Consider the following 14,780-nt stretch of genomic DNA (forward strand, 5'->3'; position numbering starts at 1 on the left):
TGCCGGGCAGGCTTCAACCTGCGAGCGGTTCGGCGCCTACTGGTGTGGACGACGGGGCCGCGGACGCGATCCCTCTTCCCGTGCGGTGCTCGGCGGGGGACTCGCGCGTACGGTCCGGAAAGGCGCCACTCGGCCGTACGTGCGGGCGTACACTTCTCTCGGCCGCTTGAGGGAGATCGTCCGGGGTCCCTCGCCCGAACGGCGTCCGAATCGCCGGTTCGAGTCGGGGCACGGCCTATCCGGTCGAGGGCGATATTCTGGTGCAGACCGATGAATCGGCCCACATCGGTACGCGCAGCCGAAACGAGCGGTCGGGGTGGAATCGACGCAGGTCGCCGAGGGTGGCAGCAGGGGTCAGCCGCGACGAAGCGATGCTCGCCAACGGGGACCGTCGGCAACTAACGATCGAATGGTGCGACAAAATTCGAGTAACTATTATTCTTTTGAATCGTGGCCGTGCCGGTCGGGGCTACGTGTCGTATCCGGGACCGACCGGATCGTGCCGGAGCCGAATCCGGCGTCGATGCGGCGCGACGGTGGAACCGTTTCAGAAAGCCTTTGGATCGGATATGCGAACGGTGGCGCATGGAAACGGTCGAGATCGTCGCCCGAATTCTCGCCGGGGTGGGTCTCATCGGGATCAACGCCTACTTCGTCGCCGTCGAGTTCGCGCTAACGCGTACGCGACAGTTCCCGGAATCCGAATTCGACGAGCCGCGGCTGCGCCGGGCCTGGAAGATGACCGAGGACCTCGAACTGTACCTGACGACGTGTCAGATCTGGATCTCCGGGACGTCCATCGCGCTGGGGATCGTCGCGGAACCCGGACTCGCGGCCGTCTTCGAGCCCATCTTCGCGAATACGACGCTCGCTTCCGCCGGGGCCGGGTCGGTGCTCGCGTTCCTGCTGATCAACCTGATCCACCTGACCCACGGCGAGCAGACGCCGACGTACCTCGGCGTCGAGCGCTCGAAGCAGGTGGCCCGCTACGCCGGTCCGCTGTACTGGTTCGCCTTCTCCATCAAACCCTTCATCCGCTTCGGCGACTGGGTGGCGAAGGCGACGCTGCGCCTGTTCGGCGTCGAGATGACGGGCGCCTGGACCGAGTCCGAGGCCGGCGAGGCCGTCATCGAGTCGCGTGCGGACCTGCGAAATCGCCTGGGTGACGTCCTCGAACGGGGCGAGATCCCCGAAGACCGGCGCGAGGAGGTGATGGCCGCGCTGGACGTCGGCGACCAGCCCGTTCGCGAGGTCATGGTCCCGCCCGACGAGATCGTCGCGCTCTCGACGGAGGCAGACTTCGCCGAGAACGCCCGCCGGATGGAAGCGAGCCCGCAGACCCGCTACCCGCTCGTCGGCGATGATCTGACGGACTTCCGGGGGATCGTCTACCTTCCCAGTTTCACCCGACACCGCGAGGCCTTCGCCGACGGCTCGCTCGACTTCGAGGCGCTGGCCGCGCCGCCGATGACGCTCTCGCCGGATGCGGACGTCAGCGACGCGATCGACCAGTTCCAGACCGAGGGCCAGGAACTCGCGCTCGTGATCGAGGACGGCGACGTCGTCGGCCTGGTGACCGTGACGGACCTCCTCGAGGCGATCATCGGCGACATCGAGGATCCGCTGGACTGAGGGCGTGTTCTCACTCCGCTCGTTCCGGTGGAACTCGACGGTTCGAACTCAGCTATGTCGATATCACGCTCGCCGAAGCCCGAGACTGTACTCGAGGGCGGTGTCTACTTCCTGAAGCCGGTCGCGCGGGATCGAGCCGACCCGGTCAGTGATTCGATGCTCGATCGACACCGTTCGAATCTGACTACAGATCGCGACCGAATCTTCTCGGAGTTCGCTTCTGCTTCCGGAAGTAGAACTTCGAACGGGTAGAGCTCGTCACCGAACGACGTCGTTAGCGGGACGACGATCGTCGTTGGTGCATTTTTGTTCCCGACGTCGTTCTGGACGACGAGATACGGTCGACTCCCGCGCTGTTCAGACCCGCCTGTCGGATCGAGTTCGACGATGACGATGTCTCCGCGTCGAATAGACATCGATCACGCATCCTCCCACTCCGGTGCGTCGCCGAGTTCGTCGGTCGCCTCTCGACCGATACCGGACAGTTCCTCGGCGAGTTCGCGATGTTGTGCTGCTCGACGCTGGTACCCTTCTGCGAGTTTCTCTCGTGACGGCGTCGGTTCGATGACGATCTTGTTCTCGTCCCGACGGACGGTGACGTCGTCACCCCCTCGAATACCGAACTCGTCGCGGAGTTCCTTCGGAATCGTAACTTGGCCCCGCGATCCGACCGTTCGTTTCTCGATGTCGGCCATACGTATTCATATCCTATTCATATCCTATTCATACCCAAATGCGTTTCGGAAGCAACCAGTCGAGCGGGGTGGACGAGATACCGTTGCCGACGGACTCACTCGTCGGTCCGCTTCGCCAGCACCAGCAACGCGACGCTGTCTTCGAGCGCCTCCGGCGAGACGTCCTGGTTGCCGTCGAAGCGGACGACGTCGCCGGCCTCGATCGCGTGTTCGTCCTCGCCGAGCGTCATCGAGATGCTCCCTTCCAGCAAGTGACAGACGATCCGGCGGTCGGGGTGCTGGTGGGCCGGCACGGACTCGCCCGCTTCGAGCGTGAGACGGATCGTCATCGGCTCTTCCTCGAAGCAGTGGGCGTGAGGCGATCCCTCGAGGTCGTCGAGACGGACGCGCTCCGTCGGGGCGACCGGCTGTGTCTCCGCAGCGGAGTCGGATGATGCCATACGCGGTTCTGGGACGTCGAGGGGCTTCGGTGGACGGCCGAACTTGTTCGCCTTTCGCTGGCGGTGATCCGGTGGAGCGACCAGCCGGCGGCTCGTCACCGGCGCTGTTCGAAGATCGACAGCAGGATCCAGGCGTAGCCGAGCGAGGCGGCGAAGACGATGGCCGAACCGGTCGCCGTGAGGGCGGCGGGATCGAGGGCCACGATCCCGTCGAGCGCTGCCGTCGCTTCGAGACCGACCCCGACGGCCTCGATCGCGAACCCGACGGCCAGGCCGACGATGACCAGCAGGGCGTTTCGGTCCCCGACGCCGGGCGCCTCGCCGATCGCGGGCGGGTAGAACTGGTAGGTGACGCCGACGATCGTCAGTCCCAGAAATCCGCCGAGGGCGAGCCGGTAGTGGGCCGTCGCGAGCCCGGGATCGAGGCCGTGGACGCCCATTCCCCACCCGAGTGCGACGACCACCACCCCGAAGAGCGCACCCGCACCGACCCCGGTGAATCCGACGCGGCGGCGGTCGCTGTTCGCGATCAGTTCGAGGACGACCAGCGCGTAGGCGACGACGGCGACCGCGAGCAGCGTCGCACCGAGGGCGAAGGCGGGTCCGCCGTAGAAGTCGAACGCGAGGAGGAACGGAGCGGGCGCGCCGGCCGCGAGCGCGGTGGCGACGAGGGAAAATCGGGGCGTGCCGACGAGAAATCGCGGGAGGAGGCGAAAGCCGACGCCGAACAGCATGAGCACGGCCGCGCCCGCGGCGAGGACGTGCGTCGCCGCTGGGCCGGTTGGCATCGGGGAGAGGGAGGCGGCCCCGAGCGGGCCGAGTACCACATCGATCGGTGACGGCCGCACGTCAAGTGCTTCCGCGACTGGCAGGAGACTTCCCCAGACCAGGTAGAAGCCGACGAGCGGGACGACGGCGTTGGCCGCCCGGTCGACGCGGCGTCGCTCCGCGTTCGCCTCCGATGTCCCCGTCTCCGATCCCGTGAGATTGTCTCGGACGGTCCAGGCGAGCGTGCCGACGAAGACGAGGACGCCGGCGAGCCACGCGAGCGCGCCGACGGTGAGCAGTCCATCCGCGCTCAGGCCGACCGCTTCGGAGCGGCCGACCAGCGGATCGCCGGGGCCCAGCCGACCGAAAAAGAGCCCCAGGACGCCGACGGTGGCGAACGGGAGGTGCGCGAGCGGCGCCGACGGGAGCGCCAGCTCGCGGTCGAAGTAGGAGGGGACGAGCGCGTAGGCCTTCCCGAAGACGACCGAGAAGACGAAGCCGTAGAGCCCCGTGACGACCGCGGCGGAGCGACTCGCGCCCGCGAGGACGGCCGCGTTGAACGCGACGAACCAGACGACGCCCGCAGCGACGAACGCCCGCGACCCGCGCGTCGCGGCCGTCGCGCTCACGGTCGATCACCGCCGATCGGCACCTCGCCGAGAATCCGCAGATCGACGATCCGGGTCACCATTGACGGTCCTTCACAGTCCAGCCCGTTGAATCCTTCCCGGAACTGATGCGTTTCCGGCGCCGTTCGTCGGGAGATTGGGCGCTCGACTGGGACCGGTCGATCGGTTGGAACCCGCGCCGAGGGCACGTCGCGGCGTCGCGACCGAGACGTGCGTCGAGCGGGCGCTGCAGCGTCGATGATGCCGACGACCCGGACGGCCCGGTGCCCGGTCGGCCGGTCCGGACGAACCGTGGGCCGGCTAGCCCGTTATCACTCCCGGAGCGTCTTTGCCATGCAGGTCGCCGATTGCGGGCACAGCTCCGCGAACTCGGTCGTCTCACGGATGCGCGCCGGGGCGTCCGCCCGATCGATCTCGCGGTAGCCCCGGCGGCGGAAGAACGGGGCCGCGGACGTGGTCAGCAGGTACAACCGCGCCACGTCGCTTGCTCGCGCCTCGCCTTCGAGCGCCTCGCACAGCGCCGTTCCGTAGCCCTCGCCCCGTTTCTCGTCGACGATCGCGACCGACCGTAAGAGTCCGTCGGTGCCGTACGCCTCGAGGCCGCCCGTCCCGACGCACTCGCCCGCCGCGTAGGCGAGGAAGAACGCCGCCGGGGTCGCCCGGACGTCGGCGGTTGGGAGCCCGCACGCGTCCAGCAGCGAGACGACGCGATCGACGGTCGACGCGTCCGCTCGCTCGAGTGTTATCCCGTCGGTTGTCATGGGATCTCGCTGGTGGCGTGTCCCCGGTTCGCTCGACCGGTTACGATGCCGCCATCCCGGTCTCGACGAGGCCGGCCGCGATGCGGGCGTCGCGCCGGCGAGGCCGGTCGCTCAACACGCGCCATCGCAGGGCCTCCGCCTGACCGTGACCTCGGCCGCTCCGGGCAGGCCCACAGTGAACCCCCCGCACTCGTAGAAACACCTGGTCAGCCGGTAGGCGCGACGACCGACGGTCACTGCCCCGGCGGCGCTCACCAGGGCGGCGCCCGCGAGCAGCGGCTCGCTCAGGGTCCACAACAGGAGCAGGGGCGCGATCGTCACGAGGGCCGAGGTCAGGATCAGTCCCTGCCAGGTGTACGTCGGTTTCGGCTGTCGATTTCGCGGATCGTTCGGTGGCGGTTGTGTGTACATCGTGATCACCGGTTGGTGTCGGCGTTCGAAGTCGGCTGTCGCCCGCTCGAGGGCGCACTCGGCGGTTTCTCGGCCTCGATCGTCGCGGCGACGAGGTACTCGCTGAGGTCGCGGTCGTCGTCCCACTCGCGGATGAACGTCGCGCTGTCCGCTTTCGGCTCGATGGAGATGCCGGTGAAGCCGGCCGCCTCGAGCATCGATTCGAGCGATTCGATCGTCGCCGCCCCGCCGACGCACGCCGCGATCGAGTCCGGATCGGCGCGCAGATCCGCGGGTAGCTCGGCGGTCTGGACGACGTCGGAGATCGCGAGTCGCCCGCCCGGCCGGAGCACGCGATAGGCCTCCCGGAACACCCGCGCCTTCTCGGCCGAGAGGTTGATCACGCAGTTCGAGAGGATCACGTCGACCGAGGCGTCGGCGACCGGCAGGTGTTCGATCTCGCCCAGTCGGAACTCGACGGTCGTCGCGTCGTTCGCCGCGCGGTTCTCGCGGGCCTTCTCGACCATCGCCGGCGTCATGTCCACGCCGATGACGCGCCCGTCGGCCCCGACTTCGCGCGCGGCGAGGAAGCAGTCGAACCCGCCCCCGGACCCGAGGTCGAGGACGGTCTCGCCCGGTTCGAGGCCGGCGATCGCGGTCGGGTTGCCGCAGCCGAGGCCGAGGTTGGCGTCCCCGTCGACGGCGGCGAGGTCGTCGGCCGCGTAACCGCGACTCGTCGTCCCGCCGACCGCGGGGTCGTCCGAACAGCCGTCGTCGCAGCAGGCAGCCGACGACTCGGTCGCGATGTCCGCGTATCGCTCGCGCACGGCCCGCCGTCGCTCCGCGGCGTCGAGCGAGTCGCCGTCTTCGTGGGGCGCGCTCGCGTCAGTCATCCGAACCAGTGCTCCGGTCGGTCGCGCCACTCTCGTCGTCGCCCCCTCTCGTCTCGTCGAGTACGTCGAGGAGCCGTCGTGCGCGAGGCGTCGCGCTGTAGTATCGCCACCGGCCCTCCTTCCGTCGCTCGACGAGTCCGGCGCTGAAGAGGCGGGAGAGCGCCTGGCTGACCGCGCCCTGGCTCACGCCGAGGGCCGGCTCGATATCGCAGACGCAGACGTCCCCGGCCGCGGCGATGATCCGCAACGCCTCGTACCGCGTGTCGTTGCCGAGCGTCGCGAGGAGTTCGACGTCGGTCGCGACCGCCGCCTCCGACAGCGCGTGCGCCGATCCGTCCGTACAGCATCCGTTCCGCTGGCCGTCCCCGCGCTCCGGGACTCGACCGTCGGTCTGTTGCTCACTCATCTTAGTACATGCTAATATTAGAGGCCACTAATATAAGTGTTCGGGTGTTCGCCCTCCGATCGGTTCGTCCGGGTTCGGGGCGGTGGCTGACGGTTCGCGTCCCGCCGTCACTCGTCCGGAAGCGCCAGGACGAGGCCCGACCCTTCCCGCTCGAACGTCGTCCCGAACGGTTCGGAGCGCGACTGCATCCGTTCGCGGCTCCACGCCGCGGCCTCGGGGCCGGCCTCGTGCACCGCGAAATCGTCGATCTCGGTCGGGTGGAGCCGCAGTTCGGCGGGGCGACCCGCGTCGGCCACCGAGAGGTCGAACAGGAACGAGCGGTCGTTACGCAGCCGCGGATCGACGCGGTAGTCGTCGACGAAGTCGCCCGCGTCGTAGACGATCGGCGCGCCGTCGCGCACCTCGACGCCGTGGAAGACGTGCGCGCTGTGGCCCCAGACGACGTCGACGCCCGCGTCGACGAGCCAGCGGCCGAAGTCGCGGAACGCGTCCGGGGGCGATTCGACCATGTTCGGCCCCCAGTGCAGGGAGGCGATCACCAGGTCGGGATCGCCGGCGCGAGCCCGCTCGAGCGCCCCGCGAACGGCGTCTCGCGTCTCCTCGCTATCGACGTCGATCTCGACGTGCGCGATCCCCGGAGACGCGGCGTCCGCGGCGTACTCGGGCGTGTTGTCGGTCATCGCGAAGACGGCGACGCGCAGGTCCTCGAGCTCGACGAACGCCGGTTCGAACGCCGCCTCGCGCGTGCGTCCCGCGCCGGCGTGGGCGATGTCGGCGTCGTCAAGCGCGTCGAGCGTGTCGCGCAGGGCGACCGCGCCGTAGTCGAGGACGTGATTGTTCGCCAGCGAGCAGCCGTCGACGCCCGCCGCTTCGAGCGCGGGGACGGCCCACGCCGGATCGGCGCGAAAGTGGAAGGGTCTGTACGTCCGGTCCCACGGCGTTCCCCGCGTCGACAGGGTGCACTCGAGGTTGACGAACAGGCCGTCGAGCTCCCGGAGCAATTCGAGCGCGCTACCCCACACCGCCTCCGGCGGGCGCTCCCGCTGGTGTGCGTCGACGAGGCGGCCGAGCATCACGTCGCCCGCGAGGCCGAGGCGAACCGACATCAGTCGACCCACACCGTGCGGGGTCAAGAAACGGCCTCCCGGGGGAACGATCTCCCGGAGGGGTGGTCGATCGAGATCGGCGCTCGGACGGGGGTACTTCGCGCTCGTCGAGCGACGACGAGCACCGGCCGCCGCGCTCACTCCAGGTCGTCGATGAGCGCCTGGAGTGTGTGGACGTGTTCCTCGAACTGTTCGCGGCCCTCGTCGGTCAGCGCCGCGCTCGTCTGCGGCCGGTCGTCGACGAACGCCTTGGTGATCTCGACGGCGCCGGCGTCTTCCATCCGCTGGAGGTGACTGGAGAGGTTTCCCTCGGTCAGGTCGAGCGCCGACGTGAGGTCGGTAAAGCTCGACTCGCCGTGACGATAGAGATAGGCGAAGATCTGCAGGCGCGTGGGTTGGTGGACGAGTTTGTCGAAGTCCATCTTACGAACTCGAGAGTACCCAGTAGGAAGCGACGGCGTACGCCAGGTAGGCGCCGCCGAACGCCGCGTACCCCCACTCGTAGAGCGGTTCGTACGTCGCGACGGTCACCCCGAGTCCGACCATGAGGAGCCCGCCCGCGTGGAACGCGTAGCGGTCGCGATCCCGGATGTGGTAGGCCTTGAGCGTCTCGCCGGCGACGACGTACCCAGCGCCGAGCTGGACGAGGATTATCGCGAGCGTGAACGCCGTCTCCTCGAGGTAGGAAAGCTCGGGGAGGAACGATCCGGCGACGGCGGCGATCGGAAACGCCGCGAAATAGACTGCGAGGATCTGAAACCCCAGGTTCGGCCGGGCGGTCCCGGGTTCGAACGAGTAGCCGTACCGTCGGGAGAGGACGGCGCCGAGGGCGCCGAACAGCCCCAGCCAGACGGCGGCGAACCACGCCTGTGGCAACCGTTCGAGGACGACGTACTGCGAGAGCGCGCAGGCGACCGCAACGACCACGCCGAAGCCCAGCCATTGCTCGGGTGCGTTCTCGTAGCGCTCCGCGAGCCCCATCGCCTCCTTGATGCGGTCCAGATCGCGCTGCAGGTCGGCGCGGTCGACCTCGTCGCCCCGATCGACGTTCTCACCCATCGTCCTCACCCGCGTGGACGAAGTAGTTGAACGCGTCGGTGTAGCTCGGCTCGACCGTCTCGACGGTCACTCCCGAACCGGCCGTCCGGTCGAGGTCCTCGCACGTGACACCGTCGCGTAGAAAGCCCCGGAGTTCGTCGCCGTGGTGGAACAGCCGCCCGCCCGCGACGTGCGATTCGAGTTCCTCGGCGGACGGACCGGCGCCGACGACGCGCACGACCGGCGGCACGGCTTCGAGCAGGTCCGTCGGCGCCCCGACGGCCGTGACCCCGCCGCCGGTGACGAACGCGATCCGGTCCGCCAGGTCCGCGTCGACGGGGCGGTGACTCGTCGCCACGACCGTCCCGCCCGCCGCGACCCGCTCGCGGATCGCCCGGTGGAACAGCTGGACCGTCGAGAGGTCGACGCCGGCGGTCGGTTCGTCGAGCAGGTACAGCGGCGCGTCGACCGACAGCGCCAGCGCGAGTTCGAGCTTTCGCTTCATCCCCTCGGAGTAGTACTTGATCCGCTTTTCGAGGTCCTCAGTGAGACCGAATTTCGCGACGAGGTCGCGCCAGCGGTCCGTAAACGCGGGGTGAAGGCGGGCGTAGAACGCGGCCGTCTCCCGACCGGAGAGGGTGTCGACGCTTGCCCCGTTCTGTAGGAGCAACGAGAGAGCGTGTCCGCCGTCCTCGGAGACGGGCGTGCCGAAGACGCGAACCTCGCCGGCGCTCGGCTCGAGGCCCCCCGCCAGACACGAGAGCAACACCGTCTTGCCGGTGCCGTTCGGTCCCATCAACAGCAGGACCTCGTTCTCGCGGACCGCGAGGTCGACGCCGTCGAGCACCCCGTCCGCGCCGAAGGACTTGCGCACGTTTCGCGCCTCGACGGCGAGCGAGCCACCGTCGCCCCGCGACTCGGCGCTCATCGGAGTTCACCTCGGTAGAGCGACCGGCGCGTCACCGCGACGGCCGTCGCGAGTCCCACGCCGACGTAGGCGACGAGCAGGCCGACGTAGCCCGGGCCGGTCGGCGCCGCGGGCGCGGCGAGCCCGGCCGCGGTCCAGTCGGGGACCGAGACGAGGTGGACGACGGCGAGGCGGGTGGCCAGCGCGTTCGGCACGTAGTTGACGAACTCGGCGTTCGCCGCGACCATTCCCGGCTGGACGCCGTTGTAGCCCGTCAGGAAGAACGCGAGCATGACCAGGCTGATGGTGATGATGCTCGCGAACTTCGCGTCGGGGACGACCGAGACGAGGAGGACGGCGAGGCCGGCCGCGAACAGTCCGAGCGAGAGCAACCCGAGCAGCGAGACCGGAATCGATGCCATCGACCGGAGCTCGTAGCTCGCGCCGGTCGCGGCGCCGACGGCGAGGACGGCGCCGACGGCGGCGAGCGCGAGGACGAACGCGGCGGCGAACCGTCCGACGAAGTCCGCGCTCGGCGAGACCGGCAGCGCCCGAAACTGCGCGTAGCGCCCGCCCTCGATGTCCGCGACGAGCGACTGCGAGAACGTGTTGAGGAACACGACGAGCGCGGCGAACCCGCCGTAGGAGATGGCGTTGGTCGCTTTCAGCCTGCCGACCGCCTCCGCCGAGAGCCCGGCCGTGTCGACGAACAGGTAGACGGTCAGCAGGTAGAACAGCGCCGGGAATCCGATCGCCCAGAAGATGACGGCCGCGTTCCGGCGGAGCGTCCGCGCGCTCCTGAGCGCGAACCCGACGGTCTGATTCAGGAACCGGCCCGGGGCGAACCCGGGCGCCGTATCGGTTTGCATATCTTCCGATTGGCTCTACTCCCACAAGTATGTTTGCAATACAAATCGACTTTGCGGAGCAAACTCACTCGGCGTGCACCGGGACGGACCGCCCGGATCGCGCGACCGAGCCACGCTGGCGGCGTTTCGGCCACGCCGAGACTCCCCGTCGCGTGACGGATCGGGACGGGCAGTCGGGGTGGTCGGGCGGCGTCTGGCGAGGCGGGTTTCCCGCGGAGCCGATGCGCCGGGAACCGCCCGGACGTGACGGGTTCGAACCGTCGCCGGGCCGTCGAGGGGAATATATTCGGGGCCAGGGGGAGGTGCGTCGGCGGTCAACCGCATCCATGGCCGCGATTCCGGGATCCATCGAGACGGGAGCGCAACCGCCGATGACGATCCCGCTTCGACACTTCGTCGTCGCTATCGGCTTCCTGTTACTCGGGGTCCTCGTCGGCGGGAGCCTCGTCTTCGACGGTGCGGCCGGCCTCGCCACGCTCGCGCACGTCCACCTGTTGCTGGCGGGCTGGATCTGCATCACGATCATGGGGGCGATGACGCAGTTCGTGCCCGTCTGGTCCGGCGTGACGCTGCACTCGCGCCGGCTGGCGAGCGTTCAGCTGTTCCTCGTCGTGCTGGGGCTATTCGGCTTCGTGGCCGGGCTCCTCACGGCGTCGTTCGCCTGGCTGGCGCCCTTCGCCGTCCTCATGCTCGCGGGCTTCTGGACGTTCGTCTACAACATCGGTCGGACGATGGCGACGCTCGACTCGTACGACGTGACCGAGCGACACTTCCTCCTCTCGCTCGGGTTCTTCCTCGCCCTCACCGCGCTCGGCGTCCTCCTCGCGATCGGCTTCAGCCGGCCCGTCTTCGATGGCCTCCCGATCGACCGCGGCGGGGTCGTGGGCGCCCACGCCACGCTCGCGGTCTTCGGCGCGGTCCTGACGACGGTCTACGGCGCCCTCTACCAGCTCGGGACGATGTTCACCCAGACCGAACTGCACGGCGTCGATCACCACCTCCGGCGGATCGAGGAGGTCGGTCACCCCGCGGGCGTGGTCCTGCTCGCGGGCGGACGACTCGTCGACGCGTCGACCGTCGCCATCGTCGGTGCGGTCTTGCTCATCGCCTCGGCGCTGTGCGTCAGCGCGATCCTCGGGCGAAAACTGTACGAGATGCAGGTCGACTGGACGCCCATGCACACCCGCTACGCGATCGCCGCGCCCGCCCTCGCCGCCTGGGCGCTGCTGTCGATTCCGGCGTGGACGAGCGAGCCGACGGCAGCCGTCCACCGCTTCGGCGCGGAGGGAACGGCGCACCTCTTGCTCCTCGGCGCCGTCGGCTTCGTCGTCTTCGGGACGCTATACCACATCATTCCGTTCATCATCTGGGTTCACCGCTACAGCGATCGCCTCGGGCTCGAACCCGTCCCGATGATCGACGACCTCTACGACGACCGCCTCGCGGCGATCGACGGAACCCTGCTCGCGAGCGGGACGGCCGCGCTGGTCGTCGCCGACCTGGTCGCGCTCCCGGTCGTCGTCGACGCCGCCGGCGGGACCCTCCTCACCCTCGGCGTCGTCGTCTTCGCCGCGAACATGCTGCTCGTCATCCGCCGGCACAGCCCGCACTCGCTCGGGCGGGTCGTGTTCGGCTCGCTCGTCGGCGAGCATGACGAACCCGCCGCGGGCGAGGCGACGCCGGAGAACTAGTTCGCCGCGAGATATCGGACTCGTCGGGAGACTGTCGACCGTGTCGCTACGTGCTCGTTGGGTCGAACTCGCCGCGTTTGAGTCCCTCGCGGACGGGGCCGTGTTCCTCGTCCGTCGGCGGCGGCGAGACGACGATGAACGCCTCCAGACGCGCGTCGTCGTCCGCCTTGATTCCGCGGTTCGTCTCGGCCTCGACGACGACCACGTCGCCCGGTTCGACGCGGTGTTCGGCCTCGCCGTCTCGGATCACACCGGTTCCCGACCGGACGAAGATGGCGATATCGCTCGCTGGCGCGTGAACCGGGATGAACTGTCCGGGCTCGAAGAAGCCGCAGATGGTCTTCTGCCGATCGCTCCGGAACACCTCGACCGCCGAGAACCGGTCGTCGTCGTAGGTTCGCTCGGCGTCGAAGCTCGTCTTGCTCATCGGTTCCCCTCCGGCCGGCCTGATCGAATCGATCGAACGCGGGTCAGAGTGCGTGTCTGCATACGCGTACCGGAACGCGTCCGGCCCTGATGGGCGTTCGGCCGAACGTATCGGGGTACCGGGGTGAGCGTCCATCATGACCGTCGGTCGACGCCGCGAGTCCGCCCGTTCCGCCGCCGGACGCACGACGACCGTGATGTAGCCCGGAAGACGGCACGGGAACCGACCGTCGACGATTGAAGACATTATCTCTTCGAATGGGCGAATTGGTGAGCATAAATACTTATCTGGGTGTAGGGGCGATACACGCGTCGATGAAGTCGATATCGCGTGCCGAACGGCTCCTGTGGGTGGCGGCCCTGACCGTCATCGTCGCGTTCACCGTACCGTGGTTCCTGTGGGGGTCGGATCGGCTCGTCGCCGGCCTCCCGCTCTGGCTCTGGTGGTTCGTCGGCTGGATGCTCCTCTCCGCCGGTATCTTCGCCCTGTTCGCCAGGCGAGCCTGGGGACTCGGCATCACCGACGGCGTCGGTTCCGATCGACCGGCGGGTGAGCGGCCGTGACGGTGGCCCTGCAGCTCGGGATCGTCGTCGGCTACCTCTGTCTGGCACTGGGCGTCGGAGCGATCGCCTACCGCGCCACCGACCGAACTGCCGAGGACTTCTACCTGGCGAGTCGGACCTTCGGCACGGTCGTCCTGCTGTTTACCGTCTTCGCGACGCTGCTGTCGGCGTTTACCTTCTTCGGCGGGCCGGACACCGCCTTCGCGCGCGGCCCGGAGTGGATCCTGGTCATGGGACTGATGGACGGCATCCTCTTCGCGCTGTTGTGGTACGTCGTCGGATACAAGCAGTGGTTGCTCGGCCAGCGCCACGGCTACGTCACGCTGGGCGAGATGCTCGGCGACCGCTTCGGCTCGAAGGGCGTCCGGGGGCTCGTCGCCGCCATCTCGCTGTTCTGGCTGTTCCCGTACGTGATGCTCCAGCAGATCGGGGCCGGCGGCGCGCTGGCGTCGCTGACCGACGGCGCGATGACGTTCTGGATGGGCGCGACGCTCATCACGGCCTTTATGATCGCCTACGTCGTGCTCGCGGGGATGCGCGGCATCGCCTGGACCGACACGCTCCAGGGCGCGTTCATGCTCGTGATGGTCTGGGCCGCACTGCTGTGGGTGCTCGCCAGCGTCGACGGCGGCCTCGCGACGATCAACGCGGGCCTCGAGACGAACGCGCCCGGCTACCTCGCACTCGGCAGCGAGTGGTACACGCCCCGGCGGATGCTCACCTTCGCGATCTCGATCGCGTTCGGCGTCGCCATGTTCCCGCAGGTCAACCAGCGCTTCTTCGCCGCGGCCTCCGAGCGCGTCCTGAAGCGGTCGTTCGCCCTCTGGCCGCTGCTCGTCCTCCTGCTGTTCGTCCCCGCGTTCCTGCTGGGCGCGTGGGCGGCCGGCCTCGGCCTGGAGGCCGACGTCGCCGCAGGGGAGTCGATCCTCCCGGTCGTCCTCGACGCCTACGCCCCGGGCTGGTTCGCGGCGCTGGTGATCGCCGGCGCCATCGCGGCGATGATGTCCTCGTCGGACTCGATGCTGCTCTCGGGCTCGTCGTACTTCACGCGGGACATCTACCGGCCCTTCGTCGAGACGGCACTCTCCCAGCGTCGCGAGGACGCGCTCGGCCGCCTCGGCGTGGCCGTCTTCGCGATCCTCGCCCTCGCCGCGAGCATCTGGGTCGAGGAGGTCGGGGCGTTCGGCGCCGGACGGATCGGCTCGCTGCTGGTCGAGATCGGCGACCTCGCCTTCGGCGGCTTCGCCCAACTGGCACCGGCGGTCATCCTGGCGCTGTACTGGCGCGGGACGACGCGGACCGGGATGGTCGCGGGACTGGTCGTTCCGCAACTGGCCTACCTCGCGTTCAACTTTCTGCCCGCAACCGACGTCGGCGGCGTCACCGTCTTCGCCGGGGCGTACTTCGGGTGGGGCATCTCGCTCTACTGCATGCTCCTCGGCGCGCTCGTCACGGTGGGCGCGTCAGTGGTTTCCGGGCACGCACCCGGTGAGAACGATAGTCGGTACTTCGACGAACTCGCCGCCGATTGAGCGCGGCGCTCGAATCGATTACGGTCGGTCGGG

Annotated in this window: 17 protein-coding genes and 1 pseudogene; 4 read left to right on the plus strand and 14 right to left on the minus strand. The window is 68.8% G+C overall.

The genetic code is table 11. The features are described 5' to 3' along the window. Positions 1–585 precede the first annotated feature (585 nt). Positions 586–1,632, plus strand: a complete 1,047-nt coding sequence (locus tag MXA07_RS03980) for a CNNM domain-containing protein (RefSeq protein WP_247730759.1) — start codon at positions 586–588, stop codon at positions 1,630–1,632. Positions 1,633–1,695: 63 nt separating this feature from the next. Here the strand turns inward: MXA07_RS03980 and MXA07_RS03985 are convergent. The 13 genes and pseudogenes from MXA07_RS03985 to MXA07_RS04045 form a co-directional block, all read right to left on the minus strand. Further along, a pseudogene (locus MXA07_RS03985) lies at positions 1,696–2,048 on the minus strand (type II toxin-antitoxin system PemK/MazF family toxin). A 3-nt stretch (positions 2,049–2,051) separates the two neighbouring features. Continuing rightward, positions 2,052–2,327, minus strand: coding sequence for an AbrB/MazE/SpoVT family DNA-binding domain-containing protein (locus MXA07_RS03990; protein ID WP_247730760.1), 276 nt, complete (start codon positions 2,325–2,327; stop codon positions 2,052–2,054). A gap of 95 nt (positions 2,328–2,422) precedes the next feature. Continuing rightward, positions 2,423–2,767, minus strand: a complete 345-nt coding sequence (locus MXA07_RS03995) for a cupin domain-containing protein (protein ID WP_247730761.1) — start codon at positions 2,765–2,767, stop codon at positions 2,423–2,425. Between the two features lie 95 nt (positions 2,768–2,862). After that, entirely contained in the window at positions 2,863–4,164 is a 1,302-nt protein-coding gene (locus tag MXA07_RS04000; RefSeq protein ID WP_247730762.1) for a hypothetical protein, read from the minus strand. A gap of 311 nt (positions 4,165–4,475) precedes the next feature. Beyond that, entirely contained in the window at positions 4,476–4,925 is a 450-nt protein-coding gene (arsN2, locus tag MXA07_RS04005; RefSeq protein WP_247730763.1) for an arsenic resistance N-acetyltransferase ArsN2, read from the minus strand. A gap of 111 nt (positions 4,926–5,036) precedes the next feature. Continuing rightward, positions 5,037–5,336, minus strand: a complete 300-nt coding sequence (locus tag MXA07_RS04010; protein WP_247730764.1) for a hypothetical protein — start codon at positions 5,334–5,336, stop codon at positions 5,037–5,039. Positions 5,337–5,341: 5 nt separating this feature from the next. After that, complete coding sequence (gene arsM, locus MXA07_RS04015) at positions 5,342–6,208, minus strand: arsenite methyltransferase (RefSeq protein ID WP_247730765.1); 867 nt, start codon at positions 6,206–6,208, stop codon at positions 5,342–5,344. Continuing rightward, positions 6,201–6,614: an ArsR/SmtB family transcription factor gene (locus MXA07_RS04020; protein WP_247730766.1), complete on the minus strand. Its 414-nt coding sequence runs from the start codon at positions 6,612–6,614 to the stop codon at positions 6,201–6,203. The genes arsM and MXA07_RS04020 overlap by 8 nt, the downstream gene beginning before the upstream one ends. A gap of 107 nt (positions 6,615–6,721) precedes the next feature. Then, on the minus strand, positions 6,722–7,720 hold the full coding sequence (locus MXA07_RS04025; RefSeq protein ID WP_247730767.1) for a CapA family protein: 999 nt from the start codon (positions 7,718–7,720) through the stop codon (positions 6,722–6,724). Positions 7,721–7,857: 137 nt separating this feature from the next. Then, positions 7,858–8,142, minus strand: coding sequence for a transcriptional regulator (locus tag MXA07_RS04030; protein WP_247730768.1), 285 nt, complete (start codon positions 8,140–8,142; stop codon positions 7,858–7,860). Position 8,143: 1 nt separating this feature from the next. Further along, positions 8,144–8,779 (minus strand): hypothetical protein, encoded by a 636-nt coding sequence (locus MXA07_RS04035; RefSeq protein ID WP_247730769.1) that lies wholly within the window; start codon positions 8,777–8,779, stop codon positions 8,144–8,146. Next, entirely contained in the window at positions 8,772–9,686 is a 915-nt protein-coding gene (locus MXA07_RS04040) for an ABC transporter ATP-binding protein (protein ID WP_247730770.1), read from the minus strand. The genes MXA07_RS04035 and MXA07_RS04040 overlap by 8 nt, the downstream gene beginning before the upstream one ends. Beyond that, entirely contained in the window at positions 9,683–10,534 is an 852-nt protein-coding gene (locus tag MXA07_RS04045) for an ABC transporter permease (RefSeq protein ID WP_247730771.1), read from the minus strand. Before MXA07_RS04045 ends, MXA07_RS04040 begins: the two co-directional genes overlap by 4 nt. 326 nt (positions 10,535–10,860) lie before the next feature. On the opposite strand from MXA07_RS04045, the gene MXA07_RS04050 reads away from it, so the two are divergent. After that, positions 10,861–12,225 (plus strand): heme-copper oxidase family protein, encoded by a 1,365-nt coding sequence (locus MXA07_RS04050; protein WP_247730772.1) that lies wholly within the window; start codon positions 10,861–10,863, stop codon positions 12,223–12,225. 46 nt (positions 12,226–12,271) lie between these two features. Here the strand turns inward: MXA07_RS04050 and MXA07_RS04055 are convergent, their stop codons facing one another. Further along, the gene (locus MXA07_RS04055; RefSeq protein WP_247730773.1) at positions 12,272–12,652 is read right to left on the minus strand and encodes a cupin domain-containing protein; all 381 of its coding nucleotides are present in this window, start codon (positions 12,650–12,652) and stop codon (positions 12,272–12,274) included. Positions 12,653–12,966: 314 nt separating this feature from the next. Between MXA07_RS04055 and MXA07_RS04060 the strand changes: the two genes are divergently transcribed. Together MXA07_RS04060 and MXA07_RS04065 are read left to right on the plus strand one after the other, a co-directional pair. Further along, the gene (locus tag MXA07_RS04060; RefSeq protein ID WP_247730774.1) at positions 12,967–13,215 is read left to right on the plus strand and encodes a DUF3311 domain-containing protein; all 249 of its coding nucleotides are present in this window, start codon (positions 12,967–12,969) and stop codon (positions 13,213–13,215) included. Continuing rightward, positions 13,212–14,747: a sodium:solute symporter family protein gene (locus MXA07_RS04065; protein WP_247730775.1), complete on the plus strand. Its 1,536-nt coding sequence runs from the start codon at positions 13,212–13,214 to the stop codon at positions 14,745–14,747. Before MXA07_RS04060 ends, MXA07_RS04065 begins: the two co-directional genes overlap by 4 nt. Positions 14,748–14,780: the final 33 nt, after the last annotated feature.

The organism is Halovivax limisalsi (assembly GCF_023093535.1).
GTDB lineage: Archaea > Halobacteriota > Halobacteria > Halobacteriales > Natrialbaceae > Halovivax > Halovivax limisalsi.